Genomic DNA, 20,439 nt, shown 5'->3' with positions numbered 1-20,439 from the left:
GGTCCTCGAGTACCTCGAGGACCCGACACCCGAAATCGCCGCCATGGCGGTTGTTGCCTCGCAGGCTCCGATGCCGTTGGCCACCAACATGTGTGTGGTGGCTTTCGATCAACTGGCCCCGGCCGTCGCTGCCGGAGCCGTGAAAATCGTTCTGTCGGACCACCATTACTGGGGCGGTTTACACCGATCCCGACTCCTCGCCGGTATCTGTGACACGTTCGGGCTCGGACTGTCCATGCACTCGAACTCTCATCTCGGGATCTCGCTGGCCGCGATGGTGCACCTGGCCGCGGCCACCCCGAATCTCACCTACGCCTGTGACACACACTGGCCGTGGAAGACCGAGGATGTGGTGAAGCCGGGGGTGTTGGAGATCAGGAACGGTTCTGTGGAGGTACCCACCACACCTGGGCTGGGAATCGAGATCGACGACGATGCGCTGGGTCAGCTGCACGAGCAATACCTGAAATGCGGGATCCGAAATCGAGATGACACCGCATACATGCGCAGCATCGACCCCACCTACGAGGCGGTCAGCCCGCGCTGGTGACGGCAATGGCGCCAGCGCGGGCGGTGCACCTCAGCGACCTGAGAGTCGCTCCACACCGCGCAACAGCGCGGAATGGTCGAGGTCACCGTCGCCGTTGGCAACGGCTGATGCCATCAGCTGGGTGACCACTGCGCCCAGGGGTGTCACCACACCGGCCTGGCGAGCGGCTTCGCTGAAGATGCCAAGATCCTTGTGGTGCAAAGTGATACGGAAACCTGGTTCGAAACGGTGCGCCAGCATGCCCTGGGCCTTCCGGTCGAGGATCCGGTTGCCGGCCAAACCGCCGGCAAGAACCTCGACGGCCCGCTCGAGCTCGACCCCGTGGGCGTCGACAAACACGAGCGCCTCGGAGACCAGCTCGATGATGCCTGCAACAAGAAGCTGATTGGCGGCTTTGACCGTCTGCCCGGCACCGGCGGGACCGACATGCACGATGGTCGAGCCGACGGCGGTCAGCACGGGCATCGCCGCTTCGACATCGGCGGCCGTGCCGCCCACCATGATCGACAGCGTTGCGTCTATCGCTCCTTGTTCGCCGCCGCTCACCGGGGCGTCGATCATCCGGAGCCCCCGCGAGATCGCCTCGGCGGACAGTGATCTGGCTGTTTCCGGCGCAATCGAACTGGCATCGATGAACAACGTGTCAGGCCTGGCGAAGGCGAACGCGCCGGCATCTCCGGTCAGCACCGCTTCGGCGTCGGCGCTGTCCGGGACCATCGTGAGTACCACATCGGATTGCCGTATGGCTTCTTCCAGAGTTGTGGTGCGGCCCCCGTCGGCGACAAAGCGTTCGACGGGCGCGGGGGAACGGTTGACGCCGATGACGTCATGCCCGGCGTTGCGCAGATTGCGGGCCATCGGAGCGCCCATGATGCCCAGTCCGACAACGGTCACGATCATTGAGAAATACCTTTCACTGCGGAGACGGAGGAAACGACATCTTTGGTGCGAACGGTCAACGCATCGAGATCGCTGTGTGGACTCAATGCGTCCTCCAGCAGCAGTGAACTCAGCCCCACCATGGCCGCACCGGCCTCGAGGTACTCCACGACTTGACTCGGTTTCACGCCGCCGGTCGGGAAGAGCCGGATCTCGGGAAGCGGCCCGGTGAGCTCACGCAGGTAGGCGGGCCCACCCAGCGGCCCGATGGGCGAGACCTTCACAGCGGGCACCTGTGCCCCGGCGGCACAGGCGATCTCGGTGGGTGTCAGCGCCCCTGGGACATAGGGAATCCCGGATTCGGCGGCGTAACGGACCACGCCCTCGTCGTACAGCTGGCTGACCAAGAAGTCTGCGCCTGCCGCGACGGCTGCGTCGACGTGGGCCCGGGACCGAACGGTTCCGCATCCGACCGCAACGTCGGCGGGAAGTACTCGCTTGGCCTCGCGGACCGCGTCCACACATCCAGCGCTGGTGAAGGTGAACTCCACCGCTCGCACGCCGCCGGCGACGAGTGCCGTGGAGACCTCGACGAACCGGGCGGCATCCGCTGCTCGCAGTACCACCACGATCGGTGGACCGATTTCAGGGAACGGGATCATCTAGCTCCTTTGTGGTTGCAACCGACTGCCGACGCGTGCCATCCGCATCGTCGATCTCCGGGAAACGGGGGCGAGGCAGCCATCCAGATCCGCGCCACGCTCCGAACGGGCACAAAACTGACAGTAAGTGAAGCAGAATGTTGCACCAAACCAATTTGTGCGCCGATTGATGCTCGGGAGGTATCGATTGTTTTCCCTCATTCAGATGGAGTGCTTCATCGCCGTCGCCGAAGAGCTGCATTTCGGCTCTGCAGCGAACCGGCTCCGCATGACCCAGCCGCCGCTGAGCCGGCAGATCCAACAGCTCGAACGTGAGCTCGACACGGTGCTCTTTGTGCGCACCAGCCGAAAGGTCGAGCTGACGACGGCTGGAAGTGCCCTCCTGCCGCGAGCGCGCCAATTGATCGATCTTGCAGCCAAAATGGCCGCCGACGTTCGCTCCATCGGCGAAGGTGCCTCGGGCACGCTGACCATCTCCTACACGGCGATGGCGGGACTCAATGTGCTGCCGGAGCTCATCCGGTTGATCCGCGAGCGGCTCTCGGGCGTCACGGTTCTGCTTCGCGAGATGGTCTCCACCGAGCAACTCGAGGGCCTGGCCCGGGGGACGGTCGATCTTGCCCTGTTGCGCCCGATGGTGGACAAGCCCGGGATCTCCTGGAGGCCGGTCCTCGAGGAAAAGCTGGTGCTCGCGGCGCCGTCAGAGTGGCCGTTGGCCCAAGCCGCGACATCCACCCGGCTGTCGGCGATCGAGAACGCGCCCTTTTTGATGTACTCCCCGGGAGGTTCCCGGTACTTTCACGATCTGCTCCAGGCGATGTTCGTGGAGGCGTCGGTCCAGCCGCGGATCGTGCAGTACGCCGAACAGGTCATGGCATTGTTGGCGCTGGTCAGTGCAGGTTTGGGGTGCGCGTTGGTGCCGGCGTCGGCCGTCGAGATCGCCTCGCCCAGGGTGACGCTCATCCCAGTGGCCGACGACGACCCCTCCGCGGTGCACAACTGCGTGCGACTCGATGTCGCGTGGCACGACCACGGCGTGACACCGCTGGTGTCCTCGGCCCTCGAGCTCGTCGACGAGCTGGCGCTGACGCTGCGGCGGGGTGTTCGGAATTGATGCGCTGTGCGCATTGGTCAATGCAAAATACGGCTTGGATGGAATGCATCGGCCGGTTTATTGTGACTCGAATAACAAGGCAACGAAAGGGATGTTCACGAATGTCTGTGACCGGCTCCGGCGCCAGCATCCTCGTCCGTAACGGACGGGCGTTCCAGGCCAACGGATTTGTCGTCGACGGCGACGTGTTGGTCGAGGATGGAAAGATTCGCGCGGTCGGGCCGGACGCCGCTGCTGCCGCAGCGCCCGGCGTTGCCGAGTTGGACGCGCGAGGCGGGCTGGTCGCGCCGGGATTCCAAGACGCCCACGTCCACCCGTTCCACGGCGGTTCGGCACTGATGTCGCTGGACTTGTCCCAGGTTGGATCAGGTGCGGAATGCCTGGCCGCTATCGGGGCTTACGCCCAGGCGAACCCGGACAAGGAATGGATCCGCGGAGCGAACTGGGCACTGGGCTGGTTCGACAACGGGCTTCCAACCCGGCAGATGCTCGACAGCGTGGTGCCCGACCGGCCGGCGTACATGCGGAATCGCGACGGCCACGGCGCCTGGTTCAACACGCGGGCCATGGAAATCGCGGGAATCACGGCGGATACCCCGGACCCCTTCGAAGGGCGTATCGAGCACACCGCCGATGGCGAGGTGCTGGGCATGGTCCAAGAACTCGCGATGAATCTCATCACCGACCACATCCCGCGGGCTTCCGACGCCGAGATGGACGAAGGCTTCCGCCGCGCCAATGACGTCATGCTCTCCTGGGGCATCACCGCCTGGCAGGACGCTCAGGTCGGTGCATCCAAGGAGAATCGGGACCAGCTCGATGCCTACATCCGGGCGTCGCACTCGGGCGTCCTGCGTTCGCATGTGGTCGGCGCGCTGCGCTGGACCCCGGAGCGGGGACTCGAACAGATCGACGACCTTCTGGAACGGCGTGAGCGCAGCTTCGCCGCCAACCCCAACTTCCGGGCGACGACGGTCAAGATCTTCCAGGACGGTATCGCCGAGAACTTCACAGCGGCAATGCTTTCGCCCTATCTCGATTGTTGCGGCAACGTGACCTCGAACAGCGGGCGCAGCTGGGTGGACCCGGAGTTGCTCAAGGAGGCGGTGGCGGCGCTGGCCGCACACGACTTCCAGGTCCACTTCCACTCGCTCGGCGATCGCGCGGTACGCGAATCGCTGGACGCCGTCGAGTACGCGCGAGAAAAGCACGGCGAGAAGGATCTGCGCCACACCCTGTCCCACATCCAGGTGGTACACCCCGACGATGTGCCGCGCTTCGCCGAACTCGACGTCGTCGCGAACTGTCAGCCGCTGTGGGCCAGGCACGAGGAACAGATCGACGTCTTGACCACTCCATATCTGGGCCCGCGTCGCAACAGGTGGCAGTACCCGTTCGCCGCGATCCAGCGCACCGGCGGGAAGCTGGCGATCGGTAGCGACTGGCCGGTCAGCACGGGCAACGTGGTCGAGCTCCTGCACACCGCAGTCAACCGCTCCGGTGTTGCCGCCAAGGGCGAGGACCCACTGCCGTTCCTCGGCGAACAAGCACTGTCCCTGAACGATTCACTCGTCGCGGCCACCGAGGGAGTCGCCTACCTCAATCACGACGAACACCGCTCCGGCAGTCTGGAGATCGGCAAGGACGGCGACATCGTGGTGCTCGACCGAGATGTCTTCGATCGCCCGTTGGCCGAGATCGGCGAGTCGGCGGTGGACTACACCATCATCGGTGGCGACATCGTGTTCGAGCGGAACTGACGCCTCGATGACCACAAATTCAGGCGCGGTTGTGACGCCGGCGACAGACAGTGCCGCCACCCGCGGGGGACTCCTCGTACGCGGAGCGACCAAGACCTTCCACACCCCGGAAGGCTCCATCGTCGAGGCGCTCAAGGGCGTCGACCTCGGTATCGAGCCCGGCGAGTTCTTTGTCATGCTGGGACCGTCCGGTTGCGGCAAGACCACTCTGCTTCGATCCATCGCCGGGCTCGAAGTGCTCGACAGCGGATCGATTCTGGTCGGTGGCAAGGAGATCGACCGGCTGGCACCGGCCAAACGTCCGGTCAACACGGTGTTCCAGTCCTACGCGCTGTTCCCGCACATGACGGTGCACCAGAACATCGCCTTCGGTCTGGAGATGGATCGCCGGCCCCGGGCGGTCATCGACGCGCGGGTTTCCGAACTGCTCGAAGGCGTGCGGTTGACCGACTTCGCCAATCGCAAGCCGGCGCAACTGTCCGGTGGGCAGCAGCAGCGGGTGGCGCTGGCCCGGGCGCTGGCCAAAGAACCGCAGATCATCCTGCTCGACGAACCGCTCAGCGCCCTGGATTTGAAGCTGCGCCGGGAGATGCAGCTCGAACTCAAGCGGCTGCAGCAAGAGGCGGGCATCACGTTCATCTTCGTCACCCACGATCAGGAGGAGGCGCTCGGTCTCGGGGACCGGATCGCGGTGTTCCAGAGCGGACGCATCGAGCAGATCGGCACTCCCGCTGAGGTTTACGAGAAGCCGAGAAGCCGGTTTGTGGCTGACTTCATCGGCGAGACCAACTTCGTGACCGGCCCGGTGCGCCGGGATGCCGGCGGCTGGCGGGTGCATGTCGCAGGCACGGCACTCGGTGTGGCCGGACCCGTGGACCTGGCCGACGGTAAGACGGGGGAGTTCTCGATCCGGCCGGAGCGCATTCGGATCGTTTCTCCGGAGGCAGCCGACACCGTGCCGGCGACCATCATCCGGGCCATGTACATGGGTACAGACCTGCGCTGTGAGGTCGAACTCGCCGATGGCACTGCGCTCAACATCCGGGTGACCCCACCCTTCGACGTGCTGTGCGTCGGTGACCGGGTCGGTCTGCGGATCGCCGCGCAGGATATCCGGTACGTGCCGGCCGAGGTCTCGCCGTGATCACCAAACGGGCCGCCAGGCCTGGCGAACTACCCAAAGCCGGTGCCGCACCGGCGATCCTGATAGCCCTGTTCTTCACGCTCGCCCCGATCCTGCTGATCTTGGCCTACTCGTTCCTGAGTCAGGGGCCCAGCGGGTCGGGCGCCACGCTGCCGATCACCTTCGACAACTACGAACGGTTGCTGTTCCAGCAGGATTTCTACGGGAATTCGTTCTTCGACCCCCGGTATCTGAGTGTCATCGGCACCTCGTTCGCCCAGGCGGCGACCACCATGTTGGTGTGCTTGCTGATCGGTTTCCCGACCGCGCTGTGGATCGCCATGCAGCCGCCGAAACGCCAGACCGTGCTGATCCTGCTGGTGTCGCTGCCGTTCTGGACGAACGTGTTGGTGCGGGTCTACGCGTGGATCCTGCTACTGAACAACAAGGGCGTCATCAACGGCGCCTCCGAGACCCTCGGCTTCGGAGTGCATCAGCTCCTGTACACCAACTTCGCTTCGACGATAGGCCTGATCTACAGCTTCCTGCCGTTCATGATCCTGCCGCTGCACGCCGCTCTGTCGGGATTCGACTTCCGGCTCGCGGAGGCGGCTTATGACCTGGGAGCCGGCAAGTTCACGGTGATGCGCAGGATCATCCTGCCTGCCGCCAAAGGCGGGCTGATTTCCGGGATTCTGCTGGTCCTGATACCCGCATTCGGATCCTTCATCCAGCCGGTGCTCCTCGGCGGCGGCAAGGTCCTCCTGGTGGGAAATCTGATCGAGGCGCAGTTCGGCATCGCGCGTAACTGGCCGTTCGGGGCCGCGCTTTCGATCCTGGTCCTGGCATTGCTTCTGGTCGGGCTCATGGTGGTGTCTGTCGCGGCGCGGCGAACGGGCACCACAGTGGAGGTCAAACTGTGAGCAAGACCCCAAGAGGCTTGCGGCTGCGGTCCTTTCCCGCCGTGGCCCCGGTCACCGCGGTGGCCTTCCTGTTCCTCTATCTGCCGATGGCCGCCGTTGTCGTCTACTCGTTCAACGCCGGCAAGACCGTCCTGATCTGGGAAGGCTTCAGCCTCAGATGGTTTGCGGCGGTGTTCCAGGACAACCGACTGATCGCGGCGGCGGTGAACTCGCTGGTTGTTGCTTGCGCTGCGATGCTGGTCGCGACGGTGTTGGCCATCACCTTCGCGCTGGCCATCGACCGGTGGGCCAGGAGGAACCGAACGTGGGCGAACTGGCTGATCATGGCGCCGCTGGTGGTGCCAGAGATCGTCACCGCGGTGGCATTGCTGAGTCTGATCTCGTTGATCGGTCTCCCTCCGGGCCTGCCGGCTATTGTCCTGGCGCACATAACGTTCTGCATTCCCTTTGCATTGATGCCGATTCGCGCCCGGCTGCAGACCATCAATCCGGCGGTGTTCGAGGCTGCCGCTGATCTGGGCGCCGATCAGGCCACGATGATGAGACGAATCACCGTGCCGCTGTTGGTTCCCGGTATCGTTTCCGGAGCCCTGCTGGCATTCGTGATCTCGCTCGACGACGTGATCATCTCGAACTTCTTGTCCGCCCCAGGTTCTACGACGCTGCCCGTCTATGTCTTCGGGATGATGCGACTCGGCATCAGCCCGATCATCACCGCGATCGGCACCATGCTCATCGCACTAAGCACCATCGTCATTGTGTTCAGCTACATCGCATCGAAGCGAGGGAAAAAATGAGTCCGAACCGATTCCGGGTTGCCGGCGTATCCGCAGTGGTGGCCGCCCTGGTCCTGTCGGCCACTGCGTGTTCGACCAGTGGGTCCGGCAATGGCGAACAGGACATCTCCGGTCCTTTCGAGCCGGCCACCTCGGGTGAGGTGAACCTGTACACCTGGTCGAACTACTTTCCGCAGGACGTGGTGGATCGGTTCACCGCGGAGACCGGTATCACCCTCAATATCGACACCTACCCGTCGAACGAGGCACTCGAAGCGAAGTTGCGCTCGACCAACGGCGCGGGTTACGACGTCGTGGTCCCGAGCGACTACATGGCCGAGATCTTGATCAAGGATGGTTTCGCCAAGGAGATCAACGCCGCGGAACTGCCGAACGGGTCCAACATCGCGCCGGAACGCCTCGACGACTACTTCGATCCCGGCCGCAAGTACACCTCGCCGTACCTCTACGGCACCACCGGTTTCATGTACGACAGTGACGTGATCCCGGTCGGCGAAGCCCCGGCATCGTGGAAGGACTACTTCAATCCGCCGGCGGCTGCGGGCCAGGTCAGCGTGTTCGATGACCCGATCACCGTCATCAACGCCGCGTTGCGCGCCAACGGGGCGCAGACCTGCTCCAAGGAACCGGCTGATCTGCAGGCCGCCCAGGACCTGTTGATGACGTTCAAGCCGCGGGTCAGCACGGTCAGCAACGACGGTCAGACCGATCGCATGCTCTCCGGTGAGCAGTCTCTGCTGATGATGTGGAACGGCACCGCTCACCGTATCCGGGCCCAGAAGCCCAGTGCCATCTACGTGTATCCGGAGGAGGGTCTCGACCTCTGGCAGGACAACATGATGGTGCTCAACGCCGCGGAGAACACGCCGCAGGCGCTCACGCTCGTGAACTGGTTGATGGACCCGAAGAACATGGCCGACATCGCCAATCAGCTCGGCTACAACGCCGGGCTCACCGGCATGGATGAGTACCTCAGCCCCGAGATGAAGTCGGATCCGGGTGTTGTCATCCCGGCCGAGTTCGCCGACCGGGTCGCGCCGACCCTGCCGTGCGACAACGAGACCCGCGATGCGTTTTCCCGCATCTGGGAGACGTTCAAGAAGTAGGCACTGCCGACCGGGCCGACCGGGACGGGCGTCCCGGTCGGCTGGGAAACATGAATGCTGAAGTCGCGGTGTTGGCTTCGGGCTGGTAGCCAAGCGCACAAGGAGTGTCCAATGGTCGTCGAATCGGCGATCCCACCCGGAGCCGCCACCATCGACAGCATCGAACACGTCAGAGTATCCGCGGTCCGGCTGCCGCTGCGCACTCCGATCAGCGATGCGAAGGTTCTCACCGGCCGGCAACGGCCGATGACCGAAGTGGCTTTCGTGTTCACCGAAATCCACACCGCTGGCGGGCAATCCGGTGTCGGCTTCAGTTACTCGAAAAGAGCCGGCGGACCCGCCCAATACGCGCATGCGTGTGAGGTTGCGCCAGCTCTGCTCGGCGAGGATCCCAGCGACATCGCCAAGATCTGGACCAAGTTGGTGTGGGCGGGTGCGTCGGTGGGCCGCAGCGGTGTAGCGACCCAGGCCATCGCCGCCTTCGATATCGCGCTTTGGGACCTCAAGGCCAAACGTGCGGGTCTGCCGCTGGCAAAACTGCTGGGCAGCCACAGTGATTCGGTGCCGACCTACAACACCTCCGGCGGCTTCCTGCACACGCCGATCGAGCAGGTTCTCGAGAACGCGTCGATCCTGTTGGACAGTGGGATCGGTGGCATCAAAATCAAAGTGGGCCAGCCAGACTGGAAGTCCGACATTGCCAGGGTGCAACGGCTTCGCGATCATGTTGGTGAATCTGTGCCACTCATGGTCGACGCCAACCAGCAGTGGGATCGACCCACCGCGATTCGTATGGGACGCATCCTGGAGGAGTTCGGTCTCGTGTGGATCGAGGAACCACTCGATGCCTACGACGCCGAGGGACACGCAGAGCTGGCGCGCAGCCTGGACACTTCCATTGCCACCGGGGAGATGCTCGCCAGCGTCGCCGAACACGAGCGATTGATCGACGCGCGTGCCGCCGACATCCTGCAGCCAGACGCACCCCGCATCGGGGGAGTGACCCCGTTCCTGCGATTGTCGGCCCTCGCCGAACGGCATCATCTCCTACTCGCGCCGCACTTCGCGATGGAGATCCACATCCACCTTGCCGCCGCATACCCCTACGGCACCTGGGTCGAGCACTTCGACTGGCTGGAGCCGCTGTTCAACGAACATCTCGAGATCCATGGCGGCCGAATGCATCTCTCGGATCGACCGGGCCTCGGTGTCACCCTCAGCGACCAGTCCCGGGCATGGACGCTCGACACCGCGGACTTTCGCGGGTGACTGCCGTGATGGTTCCGCAGCCGAGACGCCACCGCGCCCCGGTGGTCAGCGACATGACGGTGATCCCGATCGCGGGACGCGACAGCATGCTGCTGAACCTCAGCGGTGCGCACGGGCCGTACTTCACCCGTAACCTGGTGATTCTCACCGACTCCGACGGACGTACCGGGGTGGGCGAGGTACCCGGTGGAGAGCTGATCCGCCGAACTCTCGACGATGCCCGACCCTTGATCGTGGGACGGTCGATCGGCGAGCACCACGCGGTGCTGGCGGCGATGCGCTCGGCGTTTGGCGGTCGCGACTCCGGGGGCCGAGGAGCGCAGACCTTCGATCTGCGGGTGGCCGTGCATGCGGTGACGGCAGTGGAATCGGCACTGCTGGATCTGCTCGGCCAGCACCTCGAGGTTCCGGTGGCGGCGCTGTTGGGCGATGGACAGCAGCGTACAAAGGTCCAGGCGCTGGGCTACCTGTTCTTCGTGGGTGACCGAACCAAGACCGACCTGGCCTACCTGGGGCCCGATGATGAACCGGCGACCGCCGACGAATGGCTGCGGGCGCGCCATGAGGAGGCGCTGACGCCGGAAGCGGTGGTGCACCTGGCCGAAGCCGCCTACCAGCGGTACGGGTTCGCCGACTTCAAGCTCAAGGGCGGCGTGCTGCCCGCCGCGGAGGAAGCGGCCGCCGTGACCGCGCTGGCACAGTGCTTCCCCGATGCCCGGATCACCTTGGATCCCAACGGTGGTTGGCTGCTGGCCGACGCCGTACGCACTTGTCGGGGCCTGGCCGACGTGCTCGCTTACGCCGAGGACCCGGTGGGGCCTGAAGGCGGCTTCTCCGGCCGTGAGGTGATGGCAGAGTTCAAACGTGCCACCGGGCTGTTGACGGCGACCAACATGATCGCCACAGACTGGCGAGAGCTGGGGCACGCCTTGAAGGCCGGCGCGGTCGACATCCCCTTGGCCGATCCGCACTTCTGGTCGATGAGCGGGTCGGTCCGGGTGGCGCAGCTCTGCGATGCCTGGGGACTGACCTGGGGGTCGCACTCCAACAACCATTTTGACGTTTCATTGGCGATGTTCACCCACGTCGCTGCTGCGGCGCCGGGGGAGATCACCGCTATCGACACCCACTGGATCTGGCAGGACGGGCAGCGGATCACCGTGCAGCCGTACCAGATCACCGACGGCTGGCTGACCGTACCGGACCGGCCGGGGCTGGGCGTGGACCTCGATCTCGATGCGGTGGCCGCTGCCCACGAGCTGTACCAAAAGGAGGGTCTCGGCTCGCGTGATGATGCGCTTGCGATGCAGTATCTGGTGCCCGGCTGGACCTTCGACGGCAAACGCCCCGCTCTGGACAGGTGAGGGGCGGTGCCGCGCGGTGTCACCCGCTGTCAGCGGCCCGCTTGGAGTGCGGCGTCGATGGCGTCGGTGTGGAGGATGGTGTCGAGTATGAGTGCGGCACTGCCGATCACCGAGGAGCGTTCGCCATGGGTCGCGGGGACCACCTGCAGCGTCCGGGTCGCGAGTGCGGAGGCGTTACCGTACAGAGCTTCTCGCAATCCGGCGACCAGGAGATCATAGGCCCCCGTCATGTCTCCACCGACTACGACGACGGCGGGGTTGAGCAGGTTGACCAGCGGTGCGACCGCCTCGCCGACATGTCTGCCGCTTTCCCTGATGAGCCGGCGGGCCTCGGCTTCACCATGGTTGGCCAGCTCGACGACGTCGCGCAGGTGGCTGACGTCGTGTCCTTGCCGTCGCAGCTCGCGCACCAGTGCCCACCCGGCGGCAATCGTTTCCAGACAGGCCGTGTCACCGCAACGGCAGGTGAGTCCTTGCGCGGCAACGGTTTTGTTGTGGCCGAACTCGCCGGCCGCGCCGACGGCACCGCGCTGCAGTTCCCCGCCGCAGATGATGCCCGCGCCGAGGCCGGTGGAGATCTTGAGTAGCAGCAGGTCGTCCATACCGCGGTACTCGCCGTGCCGTTCGGCCAGGGCCATGGCATTGGCGTCGTTGTCCACCAGGACCGGAGCTGCAGTGAGATCCCGGAAGTACGGGGCCAGCGGCACTCCGTCCCAGCCGTTCATCACCGGCGAGTCGAGGCTGCACCCGCGCTGCTGGTCGACGGTCCCGGGCAGGCTCAGACCCACCCCCAGCACGGCGGAGGATCGGCGGCCGGCGTCGGTGACGAGTGCGTCGAGCCGCTTCGCCAGTTGGGGCATCAGCTGGTCCGGCCCGACGCCCACGTGCTCATCGATATCGGTGACAGCCAGGACGCGGCCCGCCAGGTTGCACACCGCCAGGTGGGTTCGGCTACGGCCGATCGCGGCGGCCACCACCACACCGGCGTCCTCGTTGAACGCCAGCAGGGTCGGCGGGCGCCCCCCGGTGGAGGGGCCTTCCTGGCGTTCGACGACAAGCCCGTGCCGCGCCAGATCGGCCACCCGGGCGGCCACCGCGGTGCGGGAGAGCCCGGTGAGCTGCCGGATATCGGTGCGGGTGGTGGCCACCGAGTCGCGGATCAGCGCAAAGATCTCGCCGGCGCTGGCCGGCGTACCCGAGGATCTTGCTGCTGGTCGCGATCTGTGGATGGTCCGGCGCTCCTGGGTGATTGTCCTGCGTGAACGGGTTGATGACCATCTAAACAAGCTTGACAAATGGTCGGCAAGCGTTGTAACGATCGTCACTTTAGCCTTTTTGAGGCGAAAGTCGGTTGTGGGTTGGCTCTAAGTCTCGATAGGCTCTACCCCGATGAGGCGCTGTGCAGTGCGGCGAGTGCCAAGACCGGGTTCGACCCCGCCGCACGAAAGCTGCCTGTGACAACTGTTGAGAACGCTCGTTCCGATGCGGCCCGTCCGTCGACGACAGCCGCCGTGGTCGCGCCGCCCCCACCGGTGCTGCGGCTTGCGGTGTTCGCGTTGGCACTCGGCGGTTTTGGCATCGGGACCACCGAGTTCGTGGCGATGGGTCTGCTGCCCGACCTGGCCGCCGACATGAATGTCTCCGAGCCCGTCGCCGGTCACGTCATCTCCGCGTACGCCTTGGGCGTGGTCATCGGCGCGCCACTGATCGCGGCACTGACTGCCCGGATGTCGCGCCGGATCCTGCTCCTGGCCCTGATGGTGGTGTTCACCCTCGGGAACCTCGCCACGGTCGTGGCCCCCAACTACGAGACCCTCATCGGTGCCCGTTTCATCGCCGGCCTGCCGCACGGCGCATATTTTGGGGTCGCCGCGCTGGTGGCCGCCCGCATGCTCGGGCCCACCCGGCGCGCCCAGGCCGTGGCCCAGGTGATGTCCGGCTTGACGATCGCCACCGTCGTCGGTGTCCCCGTCGCCTCATGGCTGGGCCAGGCACTGGGCTGGCGCAGCGCCTTTGTGCTGGTGGTGTTCATCGGAATGGCCACCATTGCGGCACTCTGGTCGTGGCTACCCGAGATCGGCACCGACCGGGTCAGTAGCCCGCTGGCCGAACTCGGAGCGTTGAAGCGGCCACAGGTGTGGTTGGCGCTGGCGATCGGAATGATCGGCTTCGGCGGCATGTTTGCCGTCTACACCTACATCGCGACCACCATGACCGATGTCGCCGGAATGTCCCGGGGACTGGTGCCGGTGGCGCTGATGATCTTCGGCCTGGGCATGGTCGTCGGAAACATCGTCGGCGGCCATCTGGCCGATCGGTCGGTCATCGGCACCCTCTACGGCACCCTCACCGCGCTGGGGGTGATGCTGGCGGGATTTGTGGTGGCCGCCCACAATCCGTGGACCGCGATGCTGCTGCTGTTCGGCATTGCCGCCAGCGGGTCGGCGATGGCCCCGGCATTGCAGACCCGGTTGATGGACACCGCGGCCGATGCACAGACCCTGGCCGCGGCGCTCAACCACTCCGCCCTCAACGTCGCCAATGCCGCCGGTGCCTGGATCGGGGGATTGGTGATCGCGGCCGGTTTCGGCTACACCGCACCAGCTGCGGCCGGAGCGGTGCTGGCGGTCAGCGGGCTGGTGGTTCTGACTGTCGCAGTGCTGTTGCAGCGCAACGGAAAGGGGGCCGGTTCATGAACGATCGCAACGAGCCCAACGAAGTTCGGACCGACACCGCCGAGCGGACCCGGGTGGAACTGTTCCTGCCCGGCCGGAAGTTCACCCTGAGACTGCGAAGTCGCAGTTTTCTGCACACAAGGTCGCCCCTGTGAGGTAATCATGGTTGCTGTCAACGAAAATGTCGTCTACCGAGCGGTGCCCGACGAGCGCCCCGCGATCACCTATCACTCTGTGCCCGGTCGGTGCGCGGGAAGCGCTGCCACGCTTGCCGAAGCCCGCGTGTCCTACCGCGGTGAACTGACCGAACTGCTGGGACTCGACCGGCATGCGTTACCTCCAGTCGTCGAGCACGTGGAGGCGAAGGTCGCCGGTATCTGGGTGCGAAGCAAAGTCGGTGCGGTACATCGTGATCGGCTTACCGACCGGATGTTTCTGCAGCGTCTCCTCGAGCCCGGTGAACTCCAGGACGAGGTGCGCGCCTATCTCGATTCGGCGGCTGGACAGGGCGTCGAAGCGGTGGTGGTGCTCGCCGAACCCGAAGACCCGGTGGGTACCGTGCTGGATCAGATGGCACCCGATGACGCCGTGGTGGTGACCTATCCCGACCAGCGTGATGGTTTGGGGTGGACGGCTTTACACGGCCCGGCCGCCGGTGGCTCCGACGAGCTACCCGTAGCCCGGCTCGACACCGGACTGCGGGGTTGTCCCATCGAGGAGTTCACGGCCACCTGGGTAGCCGAACATCACCGGCGTTCGGCCCGCCTGCTACCGGCGGGCCTGGCGCAGGCCTCGTGATCAGCGGGTGCCGGCGCCGTCCCGGCTGCTGCTGTGCGGCCGCTGGCGCCGGTTACCCGCGCCGTCGGGGCGGCCACCGGTCCCGGAACGGCCACCGGAACGTGCGGCTCCCTGTCCGTCCCGACGGGGACCGCCACGACGAGCATCGCTGTGCGGGCGACGGCTGCGTGCCTGCTGCACAGGTGCGGGAGTGGCCTTGGGTGCCTGGTAGGGCGCCACTTCGCCGACAAGTTCGTTCACTGCCGGCGAATCCGGGTTCACATCTTGGGGTTTGACGGTGATACCGGCCTTGCGGAGCAGTGCCTGGGTATCCCGGCGCTGTTCGGGGAGTACCAACGTCACGACGTCACCGGAGCTGCCCGCGCGGGCGGTGCGGCCGGAGCGGTGCAGGTATGCCTTGTGCTCCATGGGCGGATCGACGTGGACAACAAGCTCCACGTCATCGACATGCACACCGCGGGCGGCGATGTCGGTGGCGACGAGCACCCGGGCCTCGCCGGAGCTGAAGGCTGCGAGGTTACGGTCGCGCGCCGGCTGGGACAGGTTGCCGTGCAGGTCCACCGAGGGGACACCGGCATCAGTCAGCTGCTTGGCAAGCTTGCGTGCCTGGTGCTTGGTGCGCATGAACAGGATTCGACGCCCGGTGCCGGAGGCGAGCTGGTGAACCAGCCGCTTCTTGGCTTCGACGCCGGCCACGTGGAACACGTGGTGGGTCATGGCCGGAACGGGGGAGTTCGCCTCATCGATCGAGTGCAGGACCGGCTGGTCGAGGAACCGGTTGACCAGCTTGTCCACGCCGTTGTCCAGGGTGGCCGAGAACAACAGGCGCTGGCCGCCCGAGGGGGTGGCCGCCAAGATCCGGGTGACGCCGGGCAGGAAGCCCAGGTCGGCCATGTGGTCGGCCTCGTCGATGACGGTGATCTCCACGGCGTCCAGGCTGATCGCCTTCTGCCGCATCAAGTCTTCCAAGCGGCCTGGGCAGGCCACGACGATGTCGACCCCCGCCTTCAGCGCCGCGACCTGCCGGCCTTGGGAGACTCCGCCGAAGATCACGGTGACGGTCAGGCCACTGGCGGCGGCCAGGGGTTCGAGGGCGGCGCTGATCTGGGTGGCGAGTTCCCGGGTGGGGGCCAGCACCAGGCCCGACGGGCGGGCGGCGCGGGTCCGGGTGCCGGCCAGGCGGCTGACCAGCGGCAGTGAAAACGCCAAAGTCTTTCCGCTGCCGGTCTTTCCGCGACCCAGAACGTCGCGGCCCGCGAGAGTGTCGGGCAGTGTCTTGGCCTGGATGGGGAAGGCCTCGGTGATGCCGCGGTCGGCGAGGGCGCGGATCAGGGGTGCGCCGACGCCAAGGGATTCAAAAGAAGTAGAGCTCACAGTTTTTGTGCCTTTCGGGCATCGGTGGCGACAGTGCCGGTGGGCACAGTCGTTCGCCGCGAAAGGAGCCGGTTTAAATTGCGCAAGCCCACTCGGTGGTGGCGAGACCTTGTAAAGACCTCGGCGCGCTCGATCAGCGACGTACCGACTTGCAGTGATGCGAAGTCAGCGTTGGCTACAGGCTACCGCACATCCAGGACAACGCTTCAATTGGCACCTCGCGTGTGACCAAATCGGCAGAACAGACTCGATGGTGCGGCCTCCCTCAGCAGCAACGGCTGTTCGGGTTCGCTTCGGTGGCGGCGTGTCTGCGCCGCCAGTACTCGCGTTCGGTCACCACCGGTTCGCCCGGATGGGTGCGGGCGCGGAGTTCGACGTAGCGGCGGTAGTGATTGTCGCCCATCAATGTGGACCAGTACCAACCGATCTGGCGGGCGACTGAGATCGCGCGTTCCATTGCTTCTGCACCTCCTTCTCGGCGGCGGTCGGGATCATGCCGGCGGGAGCGAAGATCCGGGACGGTACCGGATCATCTTCGGAAAGTGGTTTTCCGGTGCCCCGAAGCGCTTGCAGGGCGGCGATCACCCCGGCGATGAAGACGATGACCACCAGTACCGCAAAGATGACCGACAGGCTGCCCTGGATGAAGGTGTTGCGGATGACGGCGTCGAGTTGCCCGGCGTCCTTGGCCGCCCCGAAGGAGGTCTGTCCGGCGTCTCTGGCGTTTCGGTACTGGAAATGCTGAGTCCAGTAGCCCAGTTTGGGGTCACCGGAGAAGATCTTCTGCCATGAGGCGGTGAGGGTGACCACAAGATCCCAGAGCAGCGGAACCCCGGGAATCCATGCCCATTTCAGATACCCCTTCTTGATCACCACCACGGTCACCAATGTCAGGGCCATCGCCGCCAACAACTGGTTGGCGATGCCAAACAAGGGGAAGAGGGTGTTGATCCCGCCCAGGGGGTCGGTGACACCCATCAACAGGATCGAGCCCCACGCGGCGACCACGATCACACTGCAGGTCCAGGCGCCCACCCGCCAGCTGGGGTTGCGCAGCTTCTTGAACGGCCCGCCCAGGTTGCCCAGGCCGTCGGAGAGCATGAACCGGGCGACCCGGGTGCCGGCGTCCACGGTGGTGAGGATGAACAGCGCCTCGAACATGATCGCGAAGTGGTACCAGAACGCTTTGAGGGCTTCGCCGCCGAACACCTGGTGCAACACTTCCGACATGCCGAAAGCCAGGGTGGGCGCCCCGCCGGTGCGCGAGATGATGGAACTCTCCCCGACCCCGGCGGCGGCCGCGTCGATCTCCTCGGCCGTGATCGGCGCGCCCGAGAGTCCCAGCCCGTTGACGTAGTCGGCAGCGGTCGCCGCGGTTGCGCCGGTCTGGGCGGCTGGTGCGTTCATCACGAAGTACAGATGCTGATTGAGGATCGCCGCGGTGATCAGCGCCATGATGGCCACAAACGACTCGGTGAGCATGCCGCCGTAGCCGATCAGCCGCATCTGGCTTTCCTTCTCCAGCAGCTTCGGTGTGGTGCCGGAGGAGATCAGCGAATGAAAGCCCGACAGTGCGCCACAGGCGATGGTGATGAACAGGAACGGAAACAGCGATCCAGCGAACACCGGCCCGGTGCCGCTGGTGGCGAACGACGAGACGGCCGGCGCCTCCATGATCGGGCGGGCCACGAGGATGCCGATGGCCAGCAAAATGATGGTGCCGACCTTCATGAACGTCGACAGGTAGTCGCGCGGAGCGAGGAGTAACCACACCGGCAGGATTGATGCGGCCAGGCCGTAGATGATGATGCACCACGACAGCGTGACCTTGGAGAGAGTGAACCAGTCTGTACCCCAGTCGGTTTCGGCGACCCAGCCGCCGGACACCACGGCCAGTAGCAGTAGGGCCACACCGATGAGGGAGACCTCGGAGACCCGTCCGGGACGCAGGTACCGCAGGTACAGTCCCATGAACAGGGCGATGGGGATCGTCATCGCGATCGAGAAGACACCCCAAGGGCTTTCGGCCAGAGCGTTGACCACCACCAGCGCCAGCACCGCCAGCAAGATCACCATGATGACGAGCACACCGATGATGGCGGCGGCACCACCGACCGCGCCGAGCTCGTCGCGTGCCATCTGTCCCAGCGAGCGGCCGCGCCGACGGGTGGAGATGGCCAGCACCAGATAGTCCTGGACACAACCGGCGACGACGGCGCCGATGATGATCCAGATGGTGCCGGGCAGATAGCCCATCTGCATGGCCAGCACCGGACCCACCAGCGGGCCTGCCCCGGCGATCGCCGCGAAGTGATGCCCGAAGAGCACCCGGCGATCGGTGGGCATGTAGTCGGTGCCGTTCTCGAACACCTCTGCGGGCGTGGCCTGCTCATCGCGCGGCCGCACGATCTTCATCTCGATAAGCCGCGCGTAGAAACGGAATCCGATGACGTAGGTGCAGAAGGCCGCGATCACGAACCACACCGCGTTCACCGTCTCGCCGCGGAAGAAGGCGATGATGGCCCAGGCGAGGGCGCCCAGCAGGGCGATGACGGCAAAGATCGCCTTGTGTTTTCCGGTGATCGGTGAACGGTCGATGATCGCTACCGGTGGCAGGTCGGGGTCGGTGCGCAGATAGGTGATATCGCCGTCGCGTTCCTCTTCGACCGAGACACGACCCGAAGCTGCGGAAGGTGAAGCCATGGATGGAGTCTGGCACCGGCGCACCGAGCTTTTGGCGAAACGCGAGGGTTGATACTCAGTCGCTGCGGAGGTAAAGCGCCCGCACGGTGTCGATCGAGTCGGCCTCAGCTGCGGTTTTGTCATCGCGGTACCGGATGACGCGGGCGAATCGCAGGGCGAGTCCACCGGGATATCGGCTGGACCCCTGCACGCCGTCGAAGGCGACCTCGACGACCTGCTCCGGCCTGACCGTCACCACATAGCCATCGGTCGGGCCGTCGGCGAGTTCGAGGAAACGTGAGGTCTGCCAGTCCAACATCGCATCCGTCATGCCTTTGAACGTCTTGCCGAGCATGATGAACCCGCCACTGGCAGGGTCGCGGGCACCCAGATGGATGTTGCTCAGCTTGCCGGTACGCCGGCCCGAGCCCCATTCCACGGCCAGCACCACAAGATCGAGGGTGTGTACCGGTTTCACCTTCAGCCAGCCCGCGCCGCGCCGTCCCGCCTCATAGGGTGCGGCAACCGACTTTGCCATCACCCCTTCATGCCCGGCGGCCAGGGTGGTTTCCAGGAACAGCTGGGCGGCCGCCTCATCGGTGGTGATCAGGCGCGGCACCCGGAACTGTTCAGGGATCACCGAATCCAGCGCCGCCGCCCGCTCGGTGGCCGGGAGATCAAGCAGGTCGGTGCCGTCGAGGTGCAGCAGATCGAAGTAGAAGACCGACAGCGACTGATCCTTCGGTAGGTCCCCACGGTCGGTGCGGCCGAATCTTGATGCGGTGACCTGGAACCGGTGCGGGCGGCCGTCTGGGCGCAGGGCGATGGCCTCCCCGTCGGCGATCAGCGAGGTCGCCGGCAAGGCCAGCGTCGCTTCGACCACCTCGGGCAGGCGTGCAGTGACGTCGTCCAGGCTGCGGGTGTACACCGTCACCAGGTCGCCGTTGCGGTGGATCTGGACGCGTGCTCCGTCCAGCTTGGCCTCGAAAATCGCTGTACCACCCAGTTTGTCGAGTGCTTCGGCCACACCGGTTGCGGTCTGCGCCAACATCGGACTGACGGGGCGACCGACCTGCAGGGTGAACGCGGCCAGGGCGGACGCCCCGCCGGTGAGCGCGGCTGCGGCCACCGCGGGCAGTGCGCCGCCCAGCATCGCGGCGCGCCGCACCTGGGAGACGGGCACCTCCGCGGCCTTGGCCACCGCATCGGCCATGACCCCGGCCAGCGCGCCCTGCCGGAGTTCGCCGCTGAGCAGGCGCCGCAGGAAGGCCTGTTCGGTGGAGGTGGCGGCGCCGAACAGGTCGGTGAGCAGGCCGGCGCGCCGCGTCCGCGATCCCGGTCCGGCGACCGCGCCGATCTCGGT

At 65.6% G+C, this 20,439-nt stretch carries 19 protein-coding genes; 12 read left to right on the top strand and 7 right to left on the bottom strand.

Annotation, left to right across the window (positions count from 1 at the left end):
- On the top strand, nucleotides 1-550 hold a 550-nt coding region (locus tag WBB07_RS05365; protein ID WP_526305472.1), incomplete at its 5' end, for an enolase C-terminal domain-like protein.
- Between the two features lie 30 nt (nucleotides 551-580).
- Here WBB07_RS05365 and WBB07_RS05360 read toward each other — a convergent pair.
- A complete protein-coding gene (locus WBB07_RS05360) occupies nucleotides 581-1,450 on the bottom strand; it encodes an NAD(P)-dependent oxidoreductase (RefSeq protein ID WP_526305470.1) in 870 nt (289 codons plus the stop codon).
- Nucleotides 1,447-2,091, bottom strand: a complete 645-nt coding sequence (locus WBB07_RS05355) for a bifunctional 4-hydroxy-2-oxoglutarate aldolase/2-dehydro-3-deoxy-phosphogluconate aldolase (protein ID WP_526305468.1) — start codon at nucleotides 2,089-2,091, stop codon at nucleotides 1,447-1,449. The genes WBB07_RS05360 and WBB07_RS05355 overlap by 4 nt, the downstream gene beginning before the upstream one ends.
- 205 nt (nucleotides 2,092-2,296) lie before the next feature.
- On the opposite strand from WBB07_RS05355, the gene WBB07_RS05350 reads away from it, so the two are divergent.
- The 8 genes from WBB07_RS05350 (at nucleotide 2,297) to WBB07_RS05315 (ending at nucleotide 11,547) form a co-directional block, all read left to right on the top strand.
- A complete protein-coding gene (locus WBB07_RS05350) occupies nucleotides 2,297-3,205 on the top strand; it encodes a LysR substrate-binding domain-containing protein (RefSeq protein ID WP_526305466.1) in 909 nt (302 codons plus the stop codon).
- Nucleotides 3,206-3,306: 101 nt separating this feature from the next.
- A complete protein-coding gene (locus WBB07_RS05345; RefSeq protein ID WP_526305464.1) occupies nucleotides 3,307-4,965 on the top strand; it encodes an amidohydrolase in 1,659 nt (552 codons plus the stop codon).
- A 7-nt stretch (nucleotides 4,966-4,972) separates the two neighbouring features.
- Nucleotides 4,973-6,109 (top strand): ABC transporter ATP-binding protein, encoded by a 1,137-nt coding sequence (locus WBB07_RS05340; protein ID WP_526305462.1) that lies wholly within the window; start codon nucleotides 4,973-4,975, stop codon nucleotides 6,107-6,109.
- Entirely contained in the window at nucleotides 6,106-7,011 is a 906-nt protein-coding gene (locus WBB07_RS05335; RefSeq protein WP_526305460.1) for an ABC transporter permease, read from the top strand. The genes WBB07_RS05340 and WBB07_RS05335 overlap by 4 nt, the downstream gene beginning before the upstream one ends.
- On the top strand, nucleotides 7,008-7,808 hold the full coding sequence (locus tag WBB07_RS05330; protein ID WP_526305458.1) for an ABC transporter permease: 801 nt from the start codon (nucleotides 7,008-7,010) through the stop codon (nucleotides 7,806-7,808). The genes WBB07_RS05335 and WBB07_RS05330 overlap by 4 nt, the downstream gene beginning before the upstream one ends.
- Complete coding sequence (locus WBB07_RS05325) at nucleotides 7,805-8,914, top strand: ABC transporter substrate-binding protein (RefSeq protein WP_526305456.1); 1,110 nt, start codon at nucleotides 7,805-7,807, stop codon at nucleotides 8,912-8,914. Before WBB07_RS05330 ends, WBB07_RS05325 begins: the two co-directional genes overlap by 4 nt.
- A 111-nt stretch (nucleotides 8,915-9,025) precedes the next feature.
- Complete coding sequence (locus WBB07_RS05320; protein WP_526305454.1) at nucleotides 9,026-10,183, top strand: L-talarate/galactarate dehydratase; 1,158 nt, start codon at nucleotides 9,026-9,028, stop codon at nucleotides 10,181-10,183.
- A gap of 8 nt (nucleotides 10,184-10,191) precedes the next feature.
- Nucleotides 10,192-11,547: an enolase C-terminal domain-like protein gene (locus WBB07_RS05315; RefSeq protein WP_526305476.1), complete on the top strand. Its 1,356-nt coding sequence runs from the start codon at nucleotides 10,192-10,194 to the stop codon at nucleotides 11,545-11,547.
- 29 nt (nucleotides 11,548-11,576) lie between these two features.
- Here WBB07_RS05315 and WBB07_RS05310 read toward each other — a convergent pair whose 3' ends face one another.
- Complete coding sequence (locus WBB07_RS05310) at nucleotides 11,577-12,776, bottom strand: ROK family transcriptional regulator (RefSeq protein ID WP_526305474.1); 1,200 nt, start codon at nucleotides 12,774-12,776, stop codon at nucleotides 11,577-11,579.
- On the opposite strand from WBB07_RS05310, the gene WBB07_RS05305 reads away from it, so the two are divergent.
- The 3 genes from WBB07_RS05305 (at nucleotide 12,688) to WBB07_RS05295 (ending at nucleotide 15,020) form a co-directional block, all read left to right on the top strand.
- Nucleotides 12,688-12,915, top strand: coding sequence for a hypothetical protein (locus WBB07_RS05305; protein WP_526305478.1), 228 nt, complete (start codon nucleotides 12,688-12,690; stop codon nucleotides 12,913-12,915). The two genes, WBB07_RS05310 and WBB07_RS05305, sit on opposite strands and share 89 nt — an antisense overlap.
- Nucleotides 12,916-13,001: 86 nt before the next feature.
- Nucleotides 13,002-14,243, top strand: coding sequence for an MFS transporter (locus tag WBB07_RS05300; protein ID WP_526305453.1), 1,242 nt, complete (start codon nucleotides 13,002-13,004; stop codon nucleotides 14,241-14,243).
- A gap of 141 nt (nucleotides 14,244-14,384) precedes the next feature.
- Nucleotides 14,385-15,020, top strand: coding sequence for a hypothetical protein (locus WBB07_RS05295; protein WP_526305451.1), 636 nt, complete (start codon nucleotides 14,385-14,387; stop codon nucleotides 15,018-15,020).
- Here WBB07_RS05295 and WBB07_RS05290 read toward each other — a convergent pair whose 3' ends face one another.
- From WBB07_RS05290 to WBB07_RS05275, 4 genes are all read right to left on the bottom strand, one after another.
- The gene (locus tag WBB07_RS05290; protein WP_526305449.1) at nucleotides 15,021-16,394 is read right to left on the bottom strand and encodes a DEAD/DEAH box helicase; all 1,374 of its coding nucleotides are present in this window, start codon (nucleotides 16,392-16,394) and stop codon (nucleotides 15,021-15,023) included.
- Between the two features lie 265 nt (nucleotides 16,395-16,659).
- Nucleotides 16,660-16,851: a YbdD/YjiX family protein gene (locus WBB07_RS05285; protein ID WP_526305447.1), complete on the bottom strand. Its 192-nt coding sequence runs from the start codon at nucleotides 16,849-16,851 to the stop codon at nucleotides 16,660-16,662.
- Entirely contained in the window at nucleotides 16,797-19,097 is a 2,301-nt protein-coding gene (locus WBB07_RS05280) for a carbon starvation CstA family protein (RefSeq protein ID WP_526305445.1), read from the bottom strand. Before WBB07_RS05280 ends, WBB07_RS05285 begins: the two co-directional genes overlap by 55 nt.
- Before the next feature lie 55 nt (nucleotides 19,098-19,152).
- The coding region (locus WBB07_RS05275) for an ATP-dependent DNA ligase (RefSeq protein ID WP_526305443.1) at nucleotides 19,153-20,439 on the bottom strand (1,287 nt) is incomplete at its 5' end.

This window comes from Mycobacterium sp., from assembly GCF_049647605.1.
Classification (GTDB): Bacteria; Actinomycetota; Actinomycetes; order Mycobacteriales; family Mycobacteriaceae; genus Mycobacterium.
The sequence above is the reverse complement of the archived record's forward strand: the minus strand, read 5'-3'. Positions and strand labels throughout refer to the sequence as shown.